At 72.6% G+C, this 20,696-nt stretch carries 26 protein-coding genes and 1 pseudogene; 20 read left to right on the top strand and 7 right to left on the bottom strand.

All coding sequences use genetic code 11. From position 1 onward, the window contains the following. The first annotated feature begins 293 nt into the window (after positions 1 to 293). Complete coding sequence (locus tag PH189_RS03090; RefSeq protein ID WP_274187284.1) at positions 294 to 761, top strand: hypothetical protein; 468 nt, start codon at positions 294 to 296, stop codon at positions 759 to 761. A gap of 138 nt (positions 762 to 899) precedes the next feature. Continuing rightward, the gene (locus PH189_RS03085; protein ID WP_274187283.1) at positions 900 to 1,277 is read left to right on the top strand and encodes a hypothetical protein; all 378 of its coding nucleotides are present in this window, start codon (positions 900 to 902) and stop codon (positions 1,275 to 1,277) included. A gap of 6 nt (positions 1,278 to 1,283) precedes the next feature. Here the strand turns inward: PH189_RS03085 and PH189_RS03080 are convergent, their stop codons facing one another. From PH189_RS03080 to PH189_RS03065, 4 genes and pseudogenes are all read right to left on the bottom strand, one after another. After that, positions 1,284 to 2,903 carry a peptide chain release factor 3 gene (locus PH189_RS03080; RefSeq protein ID WP_274187282.1) on the bottom strand — a complete coding sequence of 540 codons (1,620 nt, stop codon included), beginning with the start codon at positions 2,901 to 2,903 and terminating at the stop codon, positions 1,284 to 1,286. Positions 2,904 to 2,964: 61 nt separating this feature from the next. Beyond that, the gene (locus PH189_RS03075) at positions 2,965 to 3,780 is read right to left on the bottom strand and encodes a TIGR03557 family F420-dependent LLM class oxidoreductase (RefSeq protein WP_274187281.1); all 816 of its coding nucleotides are present in this window, start codon (positions 3,778 to 3,780) and stop codon (positions 2,965 to 2,967) included. Beyond that, positions 3,777 to 3,884 (bottom strand): annotated as a pseudogene (locus PH189_RS03070) (LLM class F420-dependent oxidoreductase); the annotation flags it as partial. The gene PH189_RS03075 and the pseudogene PH189_RS03070, both read right to left, overlap by 4 nt. A gap of 256 nt (positions 3,885 to 4,140) precedes the next feature. Continuing rightward, on the bottom strand, positions 4,141 to 4,428 hold the full coding sequence (locus tag PH189_RS03065) for a PASTA domain-containing protein (RefSeq protein WP_274187280.1): 288 nt from the start codon (positions 4,426 to 4,428) through the stop codon (positions 4,141 to 4,143). 158 nt (positions 4,429 to 4,586) lie between these two features. Here PH189_RS03065 and PH189_RS03060 point away from each other — a divergent pair, with 158 nt between their 5' ends. The 17 genes from PH189_RS03060 (at position 4,587) to rfbA (ending at position 19,264) form a co-directional block, all read left to right on the top strand. Then, positions 4,587 to 6,065 (top strand): alpha/beta hydrolase, encoded by a 1,479-nt coding sequence (locus tag PH189_RS03060; protein ID WP_274187279.1) that lies wholly within the window; start codon positions 4,587 to 4,589, stop codon positions 6,063 to 6,065. A 156-nt stretch (positions 6,066 to 6,221) separates the two neighbouring features. Continuing rightward, positions 6,222 to 7,517 (top strand): Na+/H+ antiporter NhaA, encoded by a 1,296-nt coding sequence (gene nhaA, locus PH189_RS03055; RefSeq protein WP_274187278.1) that lies wholly within the window; start codon positions 6,222 to 6,224, stop codon positions 7,515 to 7,517. Positions 7,518 to 7,643: 126 nt separating this feature from the next. Then, on the top strand, positions 7,644 to 8,729 hold the full coding sequence (locus tag PH189_RS03050; protein WP_274187277.1) for a ParA family protein: 1,086 nt from the start codon (positions 7,644 to 7,646) through the stop codon (positions 8,727 to 8,729). Further along, positions 8,726 to 9,433, top strand: coding sequence for a PadR family transcriptional regulator (locus tag PH189_RS03045; RefSeq protein ID WP_274187276.1), 708 nt, complete (start codon positions 8,726 to 8,728; stop codon positions 9,431 to 9,433). The genes PH189_RS03050 and PH189_RS03045 overlap by 4 nt, the downstream gene beginning before the upstream one ends. Before the next feature lie 445 nt (positions 9,434 to 9,878). Then, positions 9,879 to 10,796 carry a hypothetical protein gene (locus PH189_RS03040; protein ID WP_274187275.1) on the top strand — a complete coding sequence of 306 codons (918 nt, stop codon included), beginning with the start codon at positions 9,879 to 9,881 and terminating at the stop codon, positions 10,794 to 10,796. Then, entirely contained in the window at positions 10,789 to 12,060 is a 1,272-nt protein-coding gene (locus PH189_RS03035; RefSeq protein WP_274187274.1) for an SRPBCC family protein, read from the top strand. Before PH189_RS03040 ends, PH189_RS03035 begins: the two co-directional genes overlap by 8 nt. Before the next feature lie 83 nt (positions 12,061 to 12,143). Next, complete coding sequence (gene gvpJ / locus PH189_RS03030; RefSeq protein ID WP_274187273.1) at positions 12,144 to 12,527, top strand: gas vesicle protein GvpJ; 384 nt, start codon at positions 12,144 to 12,146, stop codon at positions 12,525 to 12,527. A 10-nt stretch (positions 12,528 to 12,537) separates the two neighbouring features. Further along, a complete protein-coding gene (locus PH189_RS03025) occupies positions 12,538 to 13,344 on the top strand; it encodes a GvpL/GvpF family gas vesicle protein (RefSeq protein ID WP_274187272.1) in 807 nt (268 codons plus the stop codon). 13 nt (positions 13,345 to 13,357) lie between these two features. Then, the gene (locus tag PH189_RS03020) at positions 13,358 to 13,591 is read left to right on the top strand and encodes a gas vesicle protein GvpG (RefSeq protein WP_274187271.1); all 234 of its coding nucleotides are present in this window, start codon (positions 13,358 to 13,360) and stop codon (positions 13,589 to 13,591) included. Further along, complete coding sequence (gvpO, locus tag PH189_RS03015) at positions 13,588 to 14,703, top strand: gas vesicle protein GvpO (RefSeq protein ID WP_274187270.1); 1,116 nt, start codon at positions 13,588 to 13,590, stop codon at positions 14,701 to 14,703. The genes PH189_RS03020 and gvpO overlap by 4 nt, the downstream gene beginning before the upstream one ends. A gap of 39 nt (positions 14,704 to 14,742) precedes the next feature. Then, entirely contained in the window at positions 14,743 to 15,300 is a 558-nt protein-coding gene (locus PH189_RS03010; protein WP_274187269.1) for a gas vesicle protein, read from the top strand. Next, on the top strand, positions 15,297 to 16,079 hold the full coding sequence (locus PH189_RS03005; RefSeq protein WP_274187268.1) for a GvpL/GvpF family gas vesicle protein: 783 nt from the start codon (positions 15,297 to 15,299) through the stop codon (positions 16,077 to 16,079). Before PH189_RS03010 ends, PH189_RS03005 begins: the two co-directional genes overlap by 4 nt. Positions 16,080 to 16,120: 41 nt before the next feature. Then, the gene (locus PH189_RS03000) at positions 16,121 to 16,384 is read left to right on the top strand and encodes a gas vesicle protein (protein ID WP_274187579.1); all 264 of its coding nucleotides are present in this window, start codon (positions 16,121 to 16,123) and stop codon (positions 16,382 to 16,384) included. Continuing rightward, positions 16,377 to 16,664, top strand: a complete 288-nt coding sequence (locus PH189_RS02995) for a gas vesicle protein K (protein ID WP_274187267.1) — start codon at positions 16,377 to 16,379, stop codon at positions 16,662 to 16,664. Before PH189_RS03000 ends, PH189_RS02995 begins: the two co-directional genes overlap by 8 nt. Positions 16,665 to 16,729: 65 nt before the next feature. Beyond that, complete coding sequence (locus PH189_RS02990) at positions 16,730 to 17,224, top strand: Asp23/Gls24 family envelope stress response protein (protein ID WP_274187266.1); 495 nt, start codon at positions 16,730 to 16,732, stop codon at positions 17,222 to 17,224. A gap of 109 nt (positions 17,225 to 17,333) precedes the next feature. Further along, positions 17,334 to 18,359 carry a dTDP-glucose 4,6-dehydratase gene (gene rfbB / locus PH189_RS02985; protein WP_274187265.1) on the top strand — a complete coding sequence of 342 codons (1,026 nt, stop codon included), beginning with the start codon at positions 17,334 to 17,336 and terminating at the stop codon, positions 18,357 to 18,359. Beyond that, positions 18,356 to 19,264: a glucose-1-phosphate thymidylyltransferase RfbA gene (gene rfbA / locus PH189_RS02980; protein WP_274187264.1), complete on the top strand. Its 909-nt coding sequence runs from the start codon at positions 18,356 to 18,358 to the stop codon at positions 19,262 to 19,264. The genes rfbB and rfbA overlap by 4 nt, the downstream gene beginning before the upstream one ends. Here the strand turns inward: rfbA and PH189_RS02975 are convergent. The 3 genes from PH189_RS02975 to PH189_RS02965 form a co-directional block, all read right to left on the bottom strand. After that, complete coding sequence (locus tag PH189_RS02975) at positions 19,261 to 19,656, bottom strand: DUF2267 domain-containing protein (protein ID WP_274187263.1); 396 nt, start codon at positions 19,654 to 19,656, stop codon at positions 19,261 to 19,263. The genes rfbA and PH189_RS02975 overlap by 4 nt on opposite strands. 77 nt (positions 19,657 to 19,733) lie before the next feature. Further along, a complete protein-coding gene (locus PH189_RS02970; protein WP_274187262.1) occupies positions 19,734 to 19,886 on the bottom strand; it encodes a hypothetical protein in 153 nt (50 codons plus the stop codon). A gap of 120 nt (positions 19,887 to 20,006) precedes the next feature. After that, the gene (locus tag PH189_RS02965; RefSeq protein WP_274187261.1) at positions 20,007 to 20,255 is read right to left on the bottom strand and encodes a hypothetical protein; all 249 of its coding nucleotides are present in this window, start codon (positions 20,253 to 20,255) and stop codon (positions 20,007 to 20,009) included. A 148-nt stretch (positions 20,256 to 20,403) separates the two neighbouring features. On the opposite strand from PH189_RS02965, the gene PH189_RS02960 reads away from it, so the two are divergent. After that, a complete protein-coding gene (locus PH189_RS02960) occupies positions 20,404 to 20,664 on the top strand; it encodes a helix-turn-helix domain-containing protein (protein ID WP_274187260.1) in 261 nt (86 codons plus the stop codon). The last annotated feature ends 32 nt before the right edge of the window (positions 20,665 to 20,696 follow it).

The following is a 20,696-nucleotide window of genomic DNA, read 5'->3' as shown; positions in this document are numbered from 1 at the left end:
TCCGACGTGGATCATCACGCTCCGGACGATCGGTCCGCGGTGGGCGCTCTCCACGCCGGCCCTGCGTCCGCGGCCCGAACGCGGCTCACCCATCCGGGTGTTTCCTGGCGTCCGCTCGGCTCTGGTGCTTGTCAGCCGGGGTTTCGCGAGGTCGCGCCGGAGGAGGGTGGCCGGGCCGGACGGGCCGCCGCCTGCCATGCTGTCGCGGCACCGAAGCCGATCGGGGGGTTGGGTGCCGTGCCTCCGCGGAGGCCGGCGCGCGATCGTCCGTGCCACATTCCGGAGGTCGTGCCGTGAGCGCAACCGACGACACCGACCGTCCTGTCGGGTCCGACGAGCGGGCCGGGGACCGGTCCGCCCAGCACCGGCGTCCCGACGTCGACCACCTCCCGGAGGCCGGCGCCAGTGTGCCCGGTGGAGGCCTCGGATCCTCCGCCGCCACGCCGGGTGTCCCGTCCTTCGGTGTCGACGACGACGCCGTGACGGGCCCGACGCCGTCGTCCCCCTCGGCGCCGTCGTCCACCGGCCCCTCGACCGACCCGCCGACCGGCACCGCCGCCGGCGAGTCCGCGTCGTCCGTCGCCGACGCCGCGGCGGAGGCCGAGCGCGCGCTCGCCCAGGCCGCCCGCGACGCCGAGCAGGCCGTGCGCGACGCGCACACCGACGGGACCCAGGCCGTGCAGAAGGGGTACGCCGACGCGCAGCGCGCCAACGATCGCGCCTACGAGGAAGCCGCGGCCAAGCACGACCGGATGAGCTGAGGCCGGTCCTCGAGGTGCTCCGCGCCCGGACGTGTCGCCGTCCGGGCGCGCGGGCCCCACGATGATCACTCGGTCCGGTCCCCGACGCTGCGCCGCACCCGCGGCGCCCGGCACGCCCGCGCACGAGGCAGGTGAGACATGGCGGTCCAGCTCCGCATCACCGCGGACGGCGTCGTCGTGCGCTTCACCGGCTCCGACCGCGTCTGGGCGTGCTGTCGAGGGGTGTACCTGCCGCTGAGCCGCGTTCTGCTCGCCCGCCCGATGAAGCGCCGTGACGCGGTCTCGGCGAGCCCGCGCGTGCACCTGCCCGGCGTGAGCGTGCCGCGCGTGCTGCGGGCGGGGTCCTACGGCGTCGGCGAGCGACGGCAGCTGTGGATGGTGCGCCGGGCCGACCAGCTCCTCGCGATCTACCTGCGCGGCGACCCGTACCACCGGGTCGTCGTCGAGGTCCCGGACCCCGAGACCACCAGCAAGACGATCAACGAAGCGCTGCCCCCGCGCCGGCTGCCCGCGTGACGCGCTCTACAACGTGTCGGCCACCAGCGGCGCGAGCAGCAGGCCCGGGTTGTTCTGCGCCACGGCCTGCAGGCGCCACTTGTGCGGGAAGAGCGCGAGGAGCTCCCCGTCGATCCGGCGCGTCAGCACCTCGATGCCGACGGCGCCCTTGAGGGTCTCCACGCCGGCGGCGTCCGTGCGCCGGGCGATCTGGTAGTCGAGGCGGTCGAGCTTCACCGGCGCGCCGAACTCGTCGGACAGCCGCGCGGAGACGACCTCGAACTGCAGCGGGCCCACCGCGGCCAGCACCGGGGCCTGGTCACCGCGCAGGTCCGAGGACAGCACCTGGATGACGCCCTCGGAGTCGAGCTGCTCGATGCCCTTGCGGAACTGCTTGGTCTTCGACATGTCCGCCACCCGGCACACGCTGAAGTGCTCGGGGGCGAAGCTCGGGATCGTCGGGAACGTGACCGGGTCGTCGGCCCAGAGCGTGTCGCCCGGCCGCAGCGCGGTGGCGTTGACCAGCCCGACGATGTCGCCCGGGAACGCCTCCTCGATGGTCGAGCGGTCGCGGCCGAACATCGCCTGCGCGTACTTGGTGGCGAACGGGCGTCCCGTCGCGTCGTGGGTGAGCACCATGCCGCGCTCGAAGCGACCCGAGCAGATGCGCACGAACGCCACCCGGTCGCGGTGCGACTTGTCCATCGACGCCTGCACCTTGAACACCAGGCCCGAGAACGGCGCGTCGACCTCGCGGAGCTCGCCCTTCTGGTCGGGGCGCGGGCCGGGCGGCGGGGCCAGCTCCACGAGCGCGTCGAGCAGGCGGGCGACGCCGATGTTCGACAGCGCGGAGCCGAACATCACCGGCGTCGCCGTGCCCTCGTGGAACGGCGCGGGGTCGAACTCGGCGCCGATCTCGTCGAGCAGCTCGAGCTCCTCGACCGCGCGCTCCCAGTCCGCGCCCTCCTCGGCCGCGGCGGTGTCGGCGTCGAGGACCTCGACGGTCGCCTTCGACGCGCCGTGGGCGGCGCGGGTGAAGCGGTGCATCGTGCCGTCCGCGCGCTCGACGAGTCCGTGCAGGTCGCCGGCGATCCCGACCGGCCACGTGATCGGCATGGGGCGCAGGCCGATCGTCTGCTCCACCTCGTCGAGCAGCTCGAGCGGCTCGCGGCCCGGCCGGTCCCACTTGTTGACGAACGTCAGCACGGGCACGCCGCGGTCGCGGCAGACGTCGAAGAGCTTGAGGGTCTGCGGCTCGAGGCCCTTGGCGGCGTCGAGGAGCATCACCGCGGCGTCGACGGCGGCGAGCACGCGGTAGGTGTCCTCGGAGAAGTCGCCGTGGCCCGGGGTGTCCAGGAGGTTGATCACCTGGTCGCGGTAGGCGAACTGGAGCACCGCCGAGGTCACCGAGATGCCCCGCTCGCGCTCCATGTCCATCCAGTCGGACGTGACGCCGCGCCGGCCACCCTTGCCGTGCACCGCCCCGGCCGCCGAGATGACCTCGGCGTGCAGGGCCAGCGCCTCGGTGAGCGTGGACTTGCCGGCGTCCGGGTGGCTGATGACCGCGAACGTGCGCCGGCGGCGCGCCTGGGTCCCGGGGTCGTCGGGGACACCCTCGACGCTGGGCGCGGCGGACACCGCGGTCATCGCACTCCTCCTCGCAACGGACCCGCACGCGCGGGCCCGTACCGAGGGTACGACCCGGGTCCTACGACGACGGGCGCAGCGCCCGCAGCGGCTCGGCGAGCTCGGTCGCGAAGTGGTCGAAGAACCCGTCGACGTCGGTGCCGGCGTTGATGAGCGCGAGGTGGTCGTACCCGGCGTCCACGAACGGCTGCGCGGCGGCGAGGTGGGTGGCGACCTCGGGGCCGCACCCGAACGCCTGGCGCATGTCCTCGGTGGTGACGTAGGCGGTCGCGGCGTCGAAGTTGACGGGGTTCGGCAGCTCGGACTGCACCTTCCAGCCGGTGACCCCGAAGCGGAACAGCCGCCGCGCCGACTCCGCCCCCTCCTGCTCGGTGGGCGCGTAGGCGATCGGCACCTCAGTGTAGCGCGGGCCCGTCCCGCCGGCGGCGGTGAACGCCTCGATGAGATCGGTGCGCGGTTCGGTGGTGAAGATCCCGTCGCCGAGCTCGGCGGCCAGCGTCGAGGCCCGGAGGCCGCCGGTGGCGACGACGATCGGGGGCAGCGTGTCGGGCAGGTCGAACACCCGCGCGTCCTCGAGCGTCAGGTGCTTGCCCTCGTAGGTCTGGTACCCGCCCTGCCAGAGCAGGCGGATGATCTCGAGCGACTCCCGGAACATCTGGTGGCGCACGTGCACGGCGGGCCAGCCCTGCCCGACGACGTGCTCGTTGAGCCGCTCGTCCGACCCGACGCCGAGGGTGAAGCGGCCGTCGGCGAGCAGCTGGGTCGTCGCGGCGGCCTGGGCGATGATCGCCGGGTGTAGCGGATGAACGGGCAGGTCACCCCCGTCGCCAGCTCGATGCGCTCGGTCTTCGCCGCCATCGCGGCGAGCATCGACCACGCGAAGCCCGAGTGCTGCTGCTCGGAGACCCACGGGTGGTAGTGGTCGGAGATCTCGACGAAGTCGAAGCCGGCCTCCTCGGCGCGCACGCACTGGCGCACCATCTCGGTCGGCGAGTAGGCCTCGGCGATGAGCTTGTAGCCGATTCTCACGACGGACACCTCCGGAGGAGAGCGATGACTCCGGCCGTGGTTCCCGGTCGCGCGCGGTCGTACCCGGAGGCCGGTCTCGCGGGATCTCATGGATCCGTCCGGAGGGCGTAACGCCCGACCGGGCACGGACGAACTATCCGGTGGCCCCGCGGGGTCGTCGGACCCCCGACCCGACGATCCCGCGGGCCTTCACCGCTTCCCCGGGCGCCTAGTTCGCGCCGGCGCCGTCGAGCGGCTTGTCCGGCTGGACCCGCGGCATGTTGCCGCCGCCTCCGCCGCCGCCCGAGTCGGGCTCCACCCAGATCGTCACGGCCTCGCCCGCCGGCACCCGCGTCCCCGCCTCCGGCTGCTGGGCCGTCACCGTGCCCTCCACCGTGGGCGGGGTGTCCGGGTCGGGATCGATGGCGACGACCCGGGCGGCCATGGCCACCTCGTGGGCCTGCGCCGCCGGGAGCCCCACGAGCGCGGGCACGAGCACGAGCTCGGGTGTCCTCATGCTGGGACGGTAGCCAGCGCAGGGTGTGCGGGCCAGCACGGTCGGTCGTGGCCGGAGGATGCTTGTCCGGACCGGAGCCCCGCGGGGTTGCGACGAGCGGACGGGCATGATGGGCCGCCCGGCCCAGCCGGACCGACCCCGGACGGGCAGGAGAGCACATGGCGCAGCGACACGGAGCGGTCTTGCGGGGTCTCCTGGTCGTCGGTGCCGCGGCGCTGGTCCTCTCGGGGTGCGCCCGTGCCCCGGAGCCGGCGGTGCCGCCGATCCCGCTGAGCTCCTCGGCGCCGGTCGCCGCCCCCAGTCCCCGTCCGGACGGGGGGCCCGGTCCGGCCTTCACTCCGTGCCGCGGCGACCTCGAGTGCGCGACCGTGCCGGTGCCGGTCGACTACGCGAACCCCGCCGGGCCCACCATACCGATCGCCATCGCGCGCCGGCCCGCGGCGAACCCCGCCGCCAAGCTGGGCGTGCTCCTCGTGAACCCCGGGGGCCCGGGCGGCTCGGGTATCGAGCTCGTCCAGGCCGGGGTGCTCCCGCGCGAGGTGACCGACCGCTTCGACGTCATCGGCTTCGACCCGCGCGGCGTCGGCGACAGCACCGGGCTGCAGTGCCCACTGGGCCCCGAGACGCCCTATCTGGCCGATCCCGACCCGGGCGACCCCGCCGACGAGGCGGCCACCAACGACGCGGTCGACCGCTACGACGCCGCCTGCGGCCAGCGCTACCGCGACCTCCTGCCCCACCTCGGGACGCGCAACGTCGCCCGCGACATGGACCGCATCCGCGAGGCGCTGGGCGAGGAGCGGATCAACTACCTGGGCTTCTCCTACGGGACGTCGATCGGGCAGACCTACGCGCAGCTCTTCCCGACCCGGCTGCGCGCGATCGTGCTCGACGGCGTCGTCGACGTGACGAAGCCGGGGCTGGACTCCGCGCAGGCCGAGAGCTTCGAGAACTCCCTGCGCCAGTTCGACGCCGCGTGCCGGACCGATCCGACGTGCCCCGTGCGGGCCGACCCGATCGGCACCCTCGACCGGGTGCGCGCCCGCGTCACCGCCGCCCCGCTGCCCGTCGCCGGCACGAGCCCGCTCTCGGCGGGGCTGCTCGAGATCGGCGTCGTCTACCCGCTCTACAGCCAGGACAGCTGGCCCCAGCTCGCCCAGGCCCTCGCCGCGGCCGACCGGGGCGACGGCGCCCCCCTGCGCTCGCTGGCGACTGCCTACTTCCGGGGCAGCAACTCCGACACCTACAACGCCGTGACGTGCCTGGACAACGCCTGGCCGACCGAGGACGAGCAGGTGCTCGCGGCGGCCCGCGTCACCGAGTCCCGCGCGCCCCACTTCTCCGGCAACGTGCTCGTCAGCGGCCTGACCTGCTCCGACTGGCCCGCGCCCCAGCAGCCGCTGACCCCGCTGGAGAACTACGCGGGCCCGCCGATGCTGATCCTCGGGACGACGAACGACCCGGCCACGCCGTACCAGAACAGCGTCGCGCTCTCCCGGCGTGTGCCCGGCTCGGCGTTGCTGACCTACCGCGGCGAGGGCCACACGGTCTACACCAACGGCGTCCCGTGCGTCGACGACACCGTCAACCGCTACCTCCTCGACGGCGTCCTGCCCCCGCCGAACACGACCTGCTAGTCCTGAGGCGGTGTCAGCGAAGTGCCGTCGCTGACGTTGAGTGTCCGTGAGCGCACTTCGATCACCGGCGGGCGGGTGTCGCGGTGACGTAGGGTCGCTCCCGGTGCGCCGGGAAGTCTGGTCGGCAGTCCCTGACGTCTGCCCGCCGGAGGAACCGTGACCCGGTCGACCCCCCGCCTGTTCGCCCGCGGCTCCTGGCCGGAGACGGCGCGCATCGCGGACATCCTGCGCCGCGAGACCGTCGGCGGCGTCCTGCTCGTCGTGGCCGCGGCGCTCGCGCTGCTGTGGGCCAACTCGCCGTGGCGGGAGGCCTACACGGCCCTCTCGGAGACGCGGATCGGTCCGGTGTCCCTGCACCTCGACCTGACCCTCGCCACCTGGGCCGCCGACGGTCTCCTGGCGATCTTCTTCTTCGTCGCCGGCCTGGAGCTCAAGCGCGAGTTCGTCGCCGGCGACCTCCGGGAGCCGTCGCGGGCACTGCTGCCGGTGGCCGCCGCGGTCGGCGGCATGATCGCGCCCGCCCTGATCTACGCCGCGATCAACCTCGGCGGGCCGGGGGCGGCGGGCTGGGCGATCCCGACGGCCACCGACATCGCGTTCGCGCTCTCGGTGCTCGCCCTCATCGGTTCCTGCCTGCCCGACGCGCTGCGCACCTTCCTGCTCACGCTCGCCGTGGTGGACGACCTGCTCGCCATCACGATCATCGCGCTCTTCTACACCGATCAGCTCGCGTTCGTGCCGCTGCTGCTGGCGCTGCTGCCGCTCGGGGCGTTCACGATCCTCGTCCAGCGGCGTGTGCGGTCGTGGTGGCTGCTGCTCCCGCTCGCCGCCCTGACCTGGGTGCTCGTGCACGAGTCGGGCGTGCACGCGACCGTCGCCGGGGTGCTGCTGGGCTTCGCCGTGCCGGTGGTCCGGCGGCGGGAGGGCCCGGGACCCGGGCTCGCCGAGCACTTCGAGCACCGCTGGCGGCCGCTCTCCGCCGGGGTGGCGGTGCCGATCTTCGCGTTCTTCGCGTCCGGGGTGACCGTCGTCGGCGGCGGTCTGGGCGCGGCGTTCACGGACTCGATCACGATCGGCATCATCGCCGGGCTGGTCGCGGGCAAGACCGTCGGCATCATGGGGGCGACCTGGCTCGTCCAGCGGCTGACGCGGGCCCGGCTCGCCGACGAGCTGGCCTGGAGCGACGTCCTCGGGCTCTCGCTGCTGTCGGGGATCGGGTTCACCGTCTCCCTGCTCATCGGGGAGCTCGCGTTCGGCACCGGCAGCGGCGCGGACGACCACGTGAAGATCGGGGTCCTGACCGCCTCGCTGCTCGCCGCCGTGCTCGCCACGGTCGTGCTGCGGCACCGCAACGGGGTGCACCGGCGGATCCACGAGCGAGAGCGGGTCGACACCGACCACGACAACGTGCCCGACGTCTACGAGGACGACACCCGCGAACGCGACGCGTGACGGCCCTCTCGCCTGCCGTAGTCGACTGGGCCGACAGCGTGAGTTCCTGCCGCCGTGCGGCCCCAAGAGGCTCCGGACGCCCGTGTCGGCCTTGCCGGGGCACGGGCCGGGACGCACCCTCGCCGCATGACCGGACCGGCGGGCCGCGCCGCCCGCAACGCCACCCGCCGCCGCAGAGGCGCGGGGAGGGACCGCGCGGGCGGTGACCGCACGGGGGCGCCGACGCCCGTCGTGGTCGGAGTCGACGACGCGGCGGCCACCACGGACCCGGACATGGACGCGCTGACGCGGACGATCGCGATGGTCAACGACAAGGGCGGTGTCGGGAAGACCTCGCTCGTCGCCAACCTCGCCGGGCAGTTCGCCGCGGCCGGGTACCGGTGCCTGCTCGTCGACCTCAACCGCCAGGCGAACCTCGCCGACGACCTCGGGTTCCGCGACGGGCCGATCGACGACCACGGCGCGGGCCTGCTCATGAGCATCGTGGCCGGCTCGCCGCTGCGCCCGGCCGAGGGTGTCCGCCCCGGCCTCGACGTGGTGCCCGGCGGCGCCCGCCTCGTGGACCTCGTGCCGCTGATGGTGTCCCGGGTGCAGGAGCAGGGGCGGGAGGCGTTCCGTGCCCTCGCGACCGTGCTCGCGCCGGTGGCGGGCGACTACGACCTCGTCTTCGTCGACTGCCCGCCCGAGACGACGATCCTCACCGACCTCGCGCTCACCGCCGCCCGGTGGGTGCTCATGCCCACGAAGTCGGACGGCGGCGGCCTGGTCGGCATGCGCCTGGTCGGGGAGCGCTTCGCACTCGCCCGCGAGCAGAACCCCGACCTCGGCCTGCTCGGTGCCGTGCTCTTCGCCACCGGTTCGCGCTCGCGCGTCGTGCACGCCGAGCTCCGCGAGGCGATGGAGCGCGCCTTCGGCGGCCAGTCGCCGCTGTTCACCACCTCGATCCGCCACGCGGAGCGCACCGCACAGGACGCCCGGCGCCTCGGCCGGCTCGCCCACGAGCTCGAGCAGGAGGTGGCCGCGCAGCCCGCGTGGTGGGCGGCCCTGCGGGAGGGGACCTCGAAGACCTCGTCCGGGCGTCGCCTGTCCCCGACCGCCGCAAGCGTGGCGGGTGACTACCGCGACCTCGGGGTCGAGCTCCTGACCCTCCTGCGTGCCGCCGAGGAGACCACGACCGCGGACCACCGCCCCGAGCAGGAGGCCACCTCGTGACCGCCGACTTCCGGATGACCAGCGACGACGAGCAGCCGCCCGACCTCAGCGACGCGTTCGGGCGGTCGGCCACGGCGAGCCTGCGCGGACTCCTGCCCCCGCGGCCCCGGCGGAGCTCCGAGCAGGACGCGGCCGAGGGTACCGGCACGGGTTCGCCTGAGATCCCGGCGCAGGGCGCGCGCCGCGCCGCCGTCGTGCCCCTCACCGTGCGGACCCCCGCGCCCGACGAGGTCACCGGGGCGGAGTCCGGCTCCGACACGCCGATCGAGGTCGCCCCGGCGCCCGCACCCAACGACGTCCCATCGGCCGCACCCGCCCCCCGCGGCGCACGCCGCCCGGCGCCCGCCTCGGGCGCCACCGCCGGGACCGCCAACCGGCGGTGGGGCTCGGTCCGGATGGCCTCCCAGGAGCACGTCGAGCTGTTGGTGCTGGTCACGTTGCGTCGCGGCCCGGCCAACGGGCGGGAGCTCGCGGAGCGGCTACGGGCGGACAGCGGGGGCGGCCTCGCCCCACCTCCCACCACGATTCAGAAGACCCTCCATCACCTCGCCCGGCACGGTCTCGTCGAGCTCGGGACCGACACCGATCGGCGGCGTTACCGTCTGACCGAGCTGGGCACGCGGATCGCCCGTGCGCGCGTGCGGGCGTGGCGATCAGTGCGGCGCGCGGTGGACCGGGTGCTGGACGCCGCCGACGAGGGCTGACCTCGGCGCGTCCGGGGCCGGAGCAACACCCCGGCGCATCGAGCGGTACGACGTTGGGCTGTGCTGCCCAACCGCCGAGAGCTGGCGGCGGTGGCAGAACACCCGTATGATCCAAATCACCGCCGAGCGTCAACGAAATGGCGTTCGACATGACCCTTGGTGATCGCGGCGCCGCACACTCACTCCACGCATTCGGCCGAGCACTCCCCGACGTACGCCCATTCAGAATGAGCGAACGGACGCAGATGCTTGAAGCACGAGAACGACACCCGAATGCGCGATCACCCTTCGTGCTCTGGTGATCACTAATTGGGTCGAACGGCCCACCGCGAATTTGATCTTACCGGTCTAGCGCATTCCGGAAGCACGCGATGTAATGTCCGGCTCCGTAGGCGGCGGGCCGTGGTCCACCGCACAGGCGGACCAATCCATTCGGAGGTGCACGGTGCCCGGAACCGGCCTGAAATTGGCCCTCGCGGTCATCGGCGGCTATCTACTCGGTCGTACGAAGAAGATGAAGCTCGCCATCATGTTCGGCGCTGCGCTGGCCGGGAAGAAGATCTCCACCGATCCCGCCCAGCTGCTGGGGCAGGCCTCGAAGTTGATCCAGGCGTCACCGGAGCTCCAGAAGCTCGACAGTGCGGTGCGGGGTCGGCTGCTCGAGGCGGGCAAGGACGCGGCGCTGGCCGTCGCGAGCTCGCGCATGGAGGCTCTCACCGACAACCTGGTCAACCGGGTCGAGAACCTCGGCAAGCCGGCCGCGGACGCGGCGGGTGCGGCGACGCAGGCCGCCGGTCAGACCGCGGGTGCCGCCGGCGACGCCGTCGGCCAGGCCGGTGGCGCTGTCGGCGACGTGGCCGGGTCGGCCGGGTCGGCGGTCGGTGGCGCGGTCGGCGGTGCCGGCGGCGCGGTCGGCAGGGCCGCGCGCGGTGGACGTCGTCGCAAGGCGGCTGCCGCCGAGGAGCCGGTCGACGACGGCGTGGACGCCGCCGACGAGACCGAGGACGTCGAGGACCTCGACGACGAGGTCGACGACACGGAGGAGTCCGAGTCGGACGAGGCCGTGGCCGAGACTGAGGAGGCCGACGAGGCCGAGGAGGCCGAGGAGGCCCCCGCGCGGGCCTCGTCGCGCCGTCGTGCCTCACGGCCCCCGTCGGCGTCGAAGAGCAGCTCGTCGAGCAGTGGCTCGACCAGCAGCGACACCGGCCAGGAGCGTCGCAAGCGTTCGTCGTCGGGCTCGTCGTCCGACGACAGCTCGAACCGCACCAGCAACGGCTCGACGCGTCGGACGTCGTCGGGGTCGCGCAGCAAGGCCACGGCCGGCTCGGGCTCGCGCCGTGGATCGGGGAAGCGCGATGACTGAGACCACGACCGATCCGCGGGCGGCTTCCAACGGCCAGCTCCCGCACGACGACGACAGCGGGTCCGGCTCGTCGATCACCGACGTGCTGCCCGTCGACCGTCTCAAGCAGGCGGCTCAGACGCTGCTGAAGGCGGCCACCGACAAGGCGGTCAACGCCGCTCTCGACCAGGTCGAGGGGCTGACCGGCAAGCTCACCGACGTCGCCGGGAACCCGGGCAACCTCGGTGCCGCGTTCGGCGGTGGGTCGGGCGATGACGACGACTCGTCGGGCGGCGGCATCGGCGGAGCGATCAAGAGCGGTCTCTCGACGGTGAAGGACAAGGCGCTGGGGGCGGTCGGTCTCGGCGGCGGAGACGACGACGACGAGGGCGACGAGGACGGCAGCGGCGGCGGTGGTGGCGGTGGGAACAGCACCGGCCGCGGCAAGTTCAAGTTCATGAACATCTACGAGGTCCAGGACGTCGGGGTCCCGCTGCGCGTGGCTTACGACCAGTGGACCCAGATGGCCGACTTCCCGAGCTTCATGAAGAAGGTCGAGACGGTCAATCAGGAGTCCGACGAGAAGGTCGTCTGGACCGCGAAGGTGTTCTGGTCGCGTCGTTCCTGGGAGACGACTATCCGCGAACAGGTCCCCGATAGCCACATTCTGTGGGTGTCGTCGGGGGCCAAGGGTTCTGCGGACGGGATCGTGACGTTCAGTGAACTCGCGCCGAACCTGACGCGCATCGTCCTGATCATGGAGTACTACCCGCAGGGCTTCTTCGAGAAGACGGGGAACCTCTGGCGTGCGGTCGGGCGTCGCGCCCGGCTGGAGTTCAAGCACTTCTGCCGTCACGTCATGATGGACACGCTGATCAACCGTGAGGAACTCGAGGGCTGGCGCGGCGAGATCCGCGACAGCGAGGTCGTCAAGACCCACGAGGAAGCCCTCGAGGAGGAGCAGCGGGCGGCCGAGGAGGACGAGGAGCTCGAGGACTCCGAGGAGGGCGAGCTCGCCGAGGACGACCTCGACGAGGACGAGGACGAGGACGTCGACGACGACCTCGTGGCCGAGGACGAGGACGAGGACGCCGACGAGGACCTCGACGAGCTCGAGGACGAGGCGGACGAGGACGAGCTCGAGGACGAACTCGAGGACGAGGCCGAGGAGGACGTCGACGACGACCTCCCGGAGGACGCCGAGGACGAGGCCGCGGAGGACGCCCCCGCCGAGGAGGACGACCGCCCGCGTCGTCGCTCGCGACGTCAGCGCACCCCGGCCTGATCGCCGGCCGATCGACGCCCACGACGGGTCCCGGTCACCGGGGCCCGTCGTGGGCGATCCGCACAGGGAGGAAGTGAGACAGCGTGACGATCAGCCAGCAATCGGGCGGCGGCGTCCAGAAGGCGCCCCAGGGCGGGCTCGCCGAGGTCCTCGATCTCATCCTCGACAAGGGCCTCGTCATCGATGCGTTCGTCAAGGTGTCGCTGGTCGGCATCGAGCTGATCACCATCGACGCCCGGATCGTCGTGGCCAGTGTCGACACCTATCTGAAGTTCGCCGAGGCCACGAACCGCCTCGACCTGCATCAGAAGGGTGGCAAGGACCTCGGGGAGTTCATGGGCGGCCTCACCGAGGGCGCCACCGAGGGCGGCGCGAAGGGCAAGACCAAGGGGGTGCTCGACGCCGGCAAGGAGAAGTGGGACGAGGTCCGCGGCGAGCGCCAGCAGAGCAAGCGCGAGAAGGCATGAGGGGGCCGAGGTGACCACGACGGAGGACTCCACCAAGTCCCGGAGCACGACCCGCGGGTCCTACATCTACGGCATCGTCCCGGCGGGGATGCGCATCCCCGACGGGCTCGAGCCGATCCCGCACGGTGACGAGGACGGCGAGCTGGGTCTCGTCACCGAGGGCGGGCTGGCGGCCGTCGTCAGCGACGTCTCCGCCGACCGACCCCTGGGCACCCGGCGCGACCTGATGGCGCACGAGGCCGTCCTCAACGCGATCGCGCAGGAGGTGCCCGTCCTCCCGATGCGTTTCGGGGCGGTCGTCACCGACGACGACGCGGTCGCCGAGGAGCTGCTGAAGCCGCACCAGGACTACTTCCTGCGCGCGCTCGATCAGCTCCGCGGCCATCTCGAGTTCCGGCTGCGCGGCGATTACAACCAGGACGTCATCCTCACCCGCATCGTCGAGTCCGATCCCCGCATCCAGCAGCTGCGGGAGAAGATCGCCGGGGTCGACGAGGACGCGAGCTACTACGACCGCATCCAGCTCGGCGAGTCGATCTCGAAGGCGATGGACCAGCTGCGGCAGGAGGACGCGCAGGCCACGGTCGACGCGCTCTCGAAGTTCGCGGTGGCGACCGAGGTGAAGGAGGCGGGCGGCGAGAACGGGGCCGTGCACCTCGCGTTCCTCGTCAAGACCGACGGGCGTGACGATTTCGAGCAGGCCGTCGACGACCTGGGCAACGCCTGGGCGGGACGGGTCGAGCTGCGGCTCATCGGGCCCACGGCGGCCTTCGACTTCCTGCCCGAGTTCGAAGCGCCCCCCGAGGCCCAGGCCTGAGGGCCGGCGCATCGTGGGTTTCTTCACCGAGTTGCTGCTCCTGCCCCTCGCCCCGGTCCGCGGGGTGGCCTGGGTCGGCGAGAAGATCGCCGACCAGGTCGACCACCAGATGAACGACCCCGGCGTCATCCGTGCGCAGATCGACGAGCTGGACGCCGCGTTCGACCGCGGTGAGATCAGCGAGGACGAACGGGACGAGCAGCAGACTGTCCTGCTGCAGCGCCTCGTGGGCGGGGGTGGCACGTGACGCGGTCCGCCGACGTCACCGAGGACGACGACGCCCCGCGCGTCACCGATCAGGAGCGGCCCCGCCGCCGACGGTCGGCGGCGTCCGGGGAATCCGGAGAGGACGCGCCCGAACGACGCCGGTCGAACGGGGACCCGACCCCTTCGGAGTCCTCGGACTCTTCGGGCGAGGAGAAGCCGCGCCGTCGGCGCCGCACGTCCGAGACCGCGTCCGGCTCGGACGAGGAGCGTCCACGCCGGCGACGTCGTTCGGAGGGCGAGGCGGAGGGCGACCGGCCGCGACGTCGTCGGACCTCGGAGTCGTCGAGCGGTTCGGATGAGGAGCGCCCGAAGCGGCGTCGGACGTCGGAGTCGTCGAGCGGTTCGGACGAGGAGCGCCCGAAGCGGCGCCGGACGTCCGACGCCGGGAACGGCACCGCCGGATCGGACGACGAGCGCCCGCGCCGTCGGCGCCGGACAGAGGAGGACGGCGACTCGGCCCCGGACCAGGAACGACCCCGTCGTCGACGCCGGCCCGCCGCCGACGAGGCCCCGACGGACTCCGGTGGGGGCGAGGAGCGTCCGCGCCGCCGGCGCCGTTCGGAGAGCGAGCAGGAACGGCCCCGCCGCCGCCGCGCGGAGGACACCAGCGAGGACGCGGCCGAGCCGGAGGAGATCGACGAGCCGGAGGACCTGGACGAGGTCGACGACGCCGACGACGCCGACGACGTCGACGAGGCCGACGAGCCCGAGGACCTGGACGAGGTCGACGACGCCGACGACGCCGAGGACCTCGACGAGCCCGAGGGCGTCGAGGAGCCGGACAGCGTCGAGGAATCCGAGCCCGAACCGGACCCCGAGCCGGCGCCCAAGAAGCCCATCCCCGCTCGCAAGATCGCTCGCTTCGCTGCGGAGCAGGTGATGGAGATGAGCGGTAAGGAGAGCGAGTCGATCACCTCGGTGCGCCGCACCGACGAGGGTTACGTCGTGGGTCTGGAGGTGGTGGAGAGCCACCGCATCCCCGAGTCGACCGACATCCTGGCGATCTACGAGGCCGAGATGGACGAGGACGGCGAGCTGATCAGCTACAAACGGCTGAAGCGCTACACACGGGGTCGCGGCGACGACGAGTGACGGCCCGACGCGAGCCGGGGGACACGAGAGGGAGTGACCATGAGTGACCCGGTGCGCTGGACAGGGCAGATGCCGTCCGCCCCGAACCAGGCCGGCGGCCGCCAGCCGGCCGCCCAGGGCGGTGGCGGCGACGGCACGAACCTCGCCGACATCCTCGAGCGGGTCCTCGACAAGGGCATCGTCATCGCCGGCGACGTCCAGATCAACCTGCTCGACATCGAGCTGCTGACGATCAAGCTCCGGCTCATCGTGGCGTCCGTCGACCGCGCCAAGGAGATGGGCATCGACTGGTGGGAGCGCGACCCCACCCTCTCCTCGGGACACAGCGAGCTCGAACAGGAGAACCGCCGGCTGAAGGAGCGCCTCGAGGCCCTGGAGGGCCGCAACGGGCAGGCGGCCCTCGAGGGTGACGAGGAGCCCGAGGACCTCGAGGGCGTGGACGACGAGGCCGACGACGAGGACGAGCTGGTCGACGCCGAGATCGTCGACGACACCGAGGAACCCGAACCCCAGCCCGCGCGGCGGTCGAAGCAGACGGCGCGACAGGGCGGCGGGGGGAAGGCCGCTCCGCGCCGACGTCGGAAGGCGGAGGAATGAGTGACACGCTGACCTACGTCTACGCCGTCGCCCGCGAGGTCGACCCCGCCGCCGTCGCGGGGCTCGAGGGGCTCGGAGGACGGCCCGTCCGGACCGTCGAGCACCGCGGCGTGACGGCCGTGGTGAGCGACGCCGACCGCGCCGAGTTCCAGGAACGGGCGCTCGAGGAGCGCCTCGAGGACCTCGAGTGGCTGGCCGCGACCGCCCGGGCGCACCACCACGTCGTCGACACCCTCGGACGCGACCACCTCGTGGCGCCGCTCGGGCTGGCGACGGTGTACTTCGACGACGAGCGGGTGCGGGCCGTGCTCGACGAGAGCGCCGAGACCTTCTCCGCGGTGCTCGACCGCCTCGCCGGACGCGCCGAGTGGGGCCTCAAGGTCTACGCCCGCAAGGGGAGCCCGGCCGCGGCCGAGGCGGAGGCCGAGAAGCCGAAGTCGGGTGCGGACTACCTCCGCCGGCGACGGAAGGCCCTGCGCGAGGGCGACACGACGCTCGAGGACGCCCGACGGGCCGCGGACGAGGTGGACGCGGCCGTCTCGGCCCTCGCCGCGGCTGTGAAGAGCCACCGGCTCCAGGACGCCCAGCTGTCCGGGCAGACCGACCCGATGGTCCTCAACCAGGCCTACCTGCTGCCGGTCGAGCGGGTCGACGAGCTCCGCGCCGTCGTCGCCTCCTACCAGGACCACCCGAAGGTGCGGGTCGAGCTCACCGGGCCCTGGGTCCCCTACTCCTTCGCCGCCGCCGCCACCTCCTCCTCAGGGGGATCGGCGCCGTGACGGGCCCGTCCTCGGGAGAGCTCGAGCCACGGGCGACGTCGCTGTTCGGGAACGAGGAGGTCGCCCTGGTCGACCTGCTCGACCGGCTGCTCGCCGGCGGCGTCGTGCTCGTCGGCGACCTGACGATCTCGCTCGCCGGGGTCGACCTCGTGCGCATCTCGCTCCGCGCCCTCGTCATGTCGATCGCGCCGGTGGAGCGGCAGGGCACGCTCGCGGAGCGGGCCGAACGTGGCGACACGCCGCGGAACGGGGCCGCCGCGCCGAAGGCCCTGACGGCCCGGGAGCTGGAGCTGGGCGATGAGTGAGCGGGCGAACCGCATCGAGATCGACAAGGACGCGGTCCGCCGAGATCTCATGAAGCTGGTGCTCACGATCGTCGAGCTGCTGCGCCAGCTCATGGAGCGACAGGCGATCCGGCGCGTCGACCAGGGGGACCTCACCGAGCAGCAGGAGGAGGACCTCGGCACCTCACTGATGCTGCTGGCGGAGGCGATGGACGAGCTCACCGAGCAGTTCGGGCTCACGGCGGACGACCTCAACCTGGATCTCGGACCGCTGGGCCCGCTCCTGCCCCGCGACCGCTGACCGCGGTGCCCGATCGTGCGCACGGGATCGGACTCCGCCGGGACGAGGCGGGGTACTCGGGGCACATGACCAGCGCCGAGCGTCCGAGCAGCACCCCCTCCAGCCCCACCCCGACGGCCACGTCGGTCGGCGGCGCCGGCGCCGTCGGCGATCCGACCGCCGTCGACGGCACCACCGAGGTGCTCCCCTCGGTCGTCCAGAAGGTGACGGCGTTCTCCGCCCGTGAGATCCCCGGGGTCGTCGCGCTCGGAGCCAGCTCCTCCCGCGCCGTCGGGGCCGTGCGCCAGACGCTCACGGGCAGCACCGAGAACACCGCAGGCGTCCGCGTCGAGCTCGAGAACCAGACGGCCCGGATCGGGCTGGACGTCGAGATCGAGTACGGCGTCGGGGCCCGCGAGCTCGTCCGCGCGCTGCGCCGCCACGTGCCGAAGGCCGTCGAGGAGATCGCCGGCGTCACCGTCGTCGAGCTCAACATCGTCATCACCGACGTGCACCTGCCCGGAGGCGACGACGCCGACGCCGGCGCGACGCCGCCTCCGCCGCCCGCCGCGACGCTGTAGCGGGCCCCGCGCCGGGAGGGCCGGCCCGGCTCCGCCGGTGGTCGTGGCAGCATCGGGCGTCGACCAGCCCGGTGCGACGGGCGCGCGGGACGACCAGGGGAGGCCACCGGTGGCGACCGTGCTCGTGACCGGCGCGGCCGGGTTCATCGGCTCGAACGTCGTGCGGTATTGGCGCCGTGAGCATCCCGGGGACCGGGTGGTGGCGCTGGACGCGCTGACCTACGCCGGGGTGCGGGAGAACGTCGAGGGCCTCGACGGCGTCGAGTTCGTGCACGGTTCGATGGCGAACACCGAGCTCGTCGAGCACCTGCTCCGGGCGTACGGCGTGGACGTGGTGGTGAACTTCGCCGCGGAGTCGCACAACAGCCTCGCCATCCTCCGTCCCGGCGACTTCTTCGCCACCAACGTGATGGGCACCCAGGGCCTGCTCGAGGCGGTCCGCCGGGTCGGGGTGGGCCGCTTCCACCACATCTCCACCTGCGAGGTCTACGGCGACCTGCCTCTCGACGTCGACGAGTCGTTCACCGAGGAGTCGCCGTACCGCCCACGCACGCCCTACAACGCGGCCAAGGCCGGCGGCGACCACGTGGTGCGCGCCTACGGGCTGACCTACGACGTGCCGATCACGATCACCAACTGCAGCAACAACTACGGGCCCTTCCAGTTCCCGGAGAAGGTGATCCCGCTGTTCACCACGCGGGCGCTGGCCGGGGAGCCGCTCCCGCTGTACGCGTCGACGAAGAACCGCCGGGAGTGGCTGCACGTCGAGGACCACGCCGCGGCGATCGACGCCGTGGTCCACCACGGCCGGGTCGGGGAGACCTACAACGTCGGCTCCGGGCACGAGGTCGACGTCGAGGGCATCGCAGACGCGGTGCTCGGCGCACTCGGGCTCGGGCCCCAGGAAGCATCACAGCTCAAGACCATCGTCCCCGACCGGCCCAGCCACGACCGCCGCTACCTGCTCGACTCCACCAAGCTTCGCTCGGAGCTGGGCTGGGCGCCGCGGATCGGGTGGGACGAGGGCATCGCGGCGACCGTCGACTGGTACCGGACCCACGAGGAATGGTGGCGCCCGCTGCTCGGCCGGGCGCCGGTGGTCGAGGGTGCCGGCGCGGTGTGGGGCCGGGCGTGAAGGGGATCGTGCTCGCGGGCGGCTCCGGCTCGCGGCTGCACCCGGTGACCCGGGCGGTGTCCAAGCAGCTGCTGCCGGTCTACGACAAGCCGATGATCTACTACCCGATCTCGGTGCTGCTGCTGGCCGGGGTCCGCGACATCCTCGTGATCTCCACCCCCGTGGACCTGCCGGCGTTCCGCCGGCTGCTCGGCGACGGCGGCGAGCTCGGGGTCCGCTTCGACTACGCCGAGCAGGCCGCGCCCAACGGGCTCGCCGAGGCGTTCCTGATCGGCGCCGATCACGTCGGCGACGACACCGCCGCCCTGGTCCTAGGCGACAACATCTTCCACGGCCAGGGCTTCGCGACGGTCCTTCAGGACCAGGTCGCCCGCCTGGAGGCGGAGAAGGGCTGCGTGCTGTTCGGCTACCCGGTACGCGACCCCGGTCGCTACGGCGTGGGCGAGGCCGACGAGACCGGCCGGCTGCTCACGATCGAGGAGAAGCCCGCGGCGCCGCGGAGCAACCGGGCGATCACCGGGCTGTACTTCTACGACAACGACGTCCTCGACATCGCCCGCACACTGACCCCGTCGGCGCGGGGCGAGCTGGAGATCACCGACGTCAACCAGGCCTACGTGGCCCGCGGCGACGCCCGCCTGATCGACCTCGGGCGTGGGTTCGCCTGGCTCGACACCGGCACCCACGAGTCACTCATCGAGGCCAGCCTGTACGTGCAGGTCCTCGAGCACCGCCAGGGCGTGCGCTTCGCGTGCCTCGAGGAGATCGCGCTGGCCAAGGGCTGGATCACCCCCGACCAGGCCTTCGCGCTCGGCGAGCGGCAGGCCAGCTCCGGCTACGGCGCGTACGTCATGGACGTCGCACGCCGCGCCGGAGCCGGCGCCCGACCCGACGATTCCGACTAGCGGTTCTGCACCGGGTCGGTGCCGAGGAAGTCCTGGAAGTCCTTCGGGAGCTGGCTGGTGAAGTTCTGCCACTCGCCGTCGGTCAGGGCGGTCTCGAGGCCCTTGGCGATCGCGCGGGCGTGCTGACGGGCCTGCGCGACGGTGACGCCCTCGCCCTCCTGCTCGGCGATCCGCTGGTAGAAGGTGTCGACGTCGAAGCGCTCGCCGCCGCCCTCGTTCGGCAGCGCGTCGGCCAGGCCACCGGGGAGCTGGGAGGCCAGGTCCTTGGCCTCACCACCCTCGAGCCGCTGGCCGAGGACGGTCAGCGTCGCCTTCACGGCGCGCTCGGCGGTGCGGTTGTCCGGCAGGTCCAGGCTCTCCTTGACCGCGGACACGAACTGCTGCTCCTGCATCGTTCTCCTCTCGTGACGGTGATGTCACGAGGCGGGTGCCCAGCACCCCGCTCCGCCCACACGTGGGGGCGGACGGCCTAGAAGAGGGCCCGGAAGAAGTCCACGATGGACTCGGCGAAGCCGGCGAGGATCGTCAGGATGCTGGTGACCGTCGCCGCCGCGGTCGCGGGCGAGTCGATGATCCAGAACAGCACGAGGGCCAACGCGAGCAGACCCAACACCCGTTGCATGCTGCACACGGTAGTCACCACAGCAACATCCGTCACTACCAGTGCGACGGGCGGCAGTCACGTTCATTCGGACGGGACACGCCGATGCTCTGCTCAGCGCAGGTCACGGACCTGGACGGCTCACGCGTCGTCGAGTCGGGCGGCGAGCCCGCGGTTCAGCTCGGACACCTCGAGGGTGCGCGGACCCTCGGAGAACGTCACCGACGCGATGACGCCGTAGTTGACCAGGACGACCTGGTTGTCGGCGAACGCGTACCGGTGCACCTCGCCCTCATTGATGATCTCCGTGAACCGCGCGACGACCGCGCCGAGGTCCTCCTCGAATTTCAGCGTCAGGGGAATCTGCGGCACCGACACGTAAACCGTCACGTTCGTCCTCCACCTCGATCCGTCCGGCGGCGGGGAATTGCGCCGGACGCCACATCGAAAATGCTCCGAGTGCCACGCGTGAGGACCACGGCGGCCACCGATCCTAGATCGGGAGTCCCACCCTGGGCCCCGACGGGGAGGTCGTGTCATGGAGATCGATGGCGTCGAGGTCTTCGAGGAGCAGGAGGACTACGGCTATTCCTGGCACTGGGACGACCCGCGCGGATTCCAGTCCGAGATTCTGTGGCAGCGGGAGGTCGGGCACCTGAGCCTCGGGACGCGGCAGATTCCCGGCGGCTGGGTCCACAACAGGCTCGACCCGAATGCCTGGGGCACGGCCCGGACGATCTACGAGGCCCGTCAGGTCGTCGAGGACTACGTGACCAAGGCGGCGGCCAAGCCCGCCTGACACCCGAGCCCACACACGTCGCCCACCCGATG

The sequence above is a fragment of the Actinomycetospora chibensis genome (genome assembly GCF_028737215.1).
Taxonomy (GTDB): Bacteria; Actinomycetota; Actinomycetes; order Mycobacteriales; family Pseudonocardiaceae; genus Actinomycetospora; species Actinomycetospora chibensis.
This window is presented reverse-complemented; position numbering and strand designations above follow the sequence as displayed.

Bases quoted from the DNA above. Each gene is read 5' to 3' on its own strand.
- PH189_RS03050 (WP_274187277.1), top strand. From the start codon at position 7,644: ATGACCGGACCGGCGGGCCGCGCCGCCCGCAACGCCACCCGCCGCCGC.
- PH189_RS03065 (WP_274187280.1), bottom strand. From the start codon at position 4,428: ATGAGGACACCCGAGCTCGTGCTCGTGCCCGCGCTCGTGGGGCTCCCG.
- PH189_RS03080 (WP_274187282.1), bottom strand. From the start codon at position 2,903: ATGACCGCGGTGTCCGCCGCGCCCAGCGTCGAGGGTGTCCCCGACGAC.
- PH189_RS02970 (WP_274187262.1), bottom strand. From the start codon at position 19,886: ATGCAACGGGTGTTGGGTCTGCTCGCGTTGGCCCTCGTGCTGTTCTGG.
- PH189_RS03085 (WP_274187283.1), top strand. From the start codon at position 900: ATGGCGGTCCAGCTCCGCATCACCGCGGACGGCGTCGTCGTGCGCTTC.
- PH189_RS03005 (WP_274187268.1), top strand. From the start codon at position 15,297: ATGAGTGACACGCTGACCTACGTCTACGCCGTCGCCCGCGAGGTCGAC.
- PH189_RS02960 (WP_274187260.1), top strand. From the start codon at position 20,404: ATGGAGATCGATGGCGTCGAGGTCTTCGAGGAGCAGGAGGACTACGGC.
- PH189_RS03035 (WP_274187274.1), top strand. From the start codon at position 10,789: ATGACTGAGACCACGACCGATCCGCGGGCGGCTTCCAACGGCCAGCTC.
- PH189_RS02975 (WP_274187263.1), bottom strand. From the start codon at position 19,656: ATGCAGGAGCAGCAGTTCGTGTCCGCGGTCAAGGAGAGCCTGGACCTG.
- PH189_RS02990 (WP_274187266.1), top strand. From the start codon at position 16,730: ATGACCAGCGCCGAGCGTCCGAGCAGCACCCCCTCCAGCCCCACCCCG.
- PH189_RS02995 (WP_274187267.1), top strand. From the start codon at position 16,377: ATGAGTGAGCGGGCGAACCGCATCGAGATCGACAAGGACGCGGTCCGC.
- PH189_RS03060 (WP_274187279.1), top strand. From the start codon at position 4,587: ATGGCGCAGCGACACGGAGCGGTCTTGCGGGGTCTCCTGGTCGTCGGT.
- PH189_RS03010 (WP_274187269.1), top strand. From the start codon at position 14,743: ATGAGTGACCCGGTGCGCTGGACAGGGCAGATGCCGTCCGCCCCGAAC.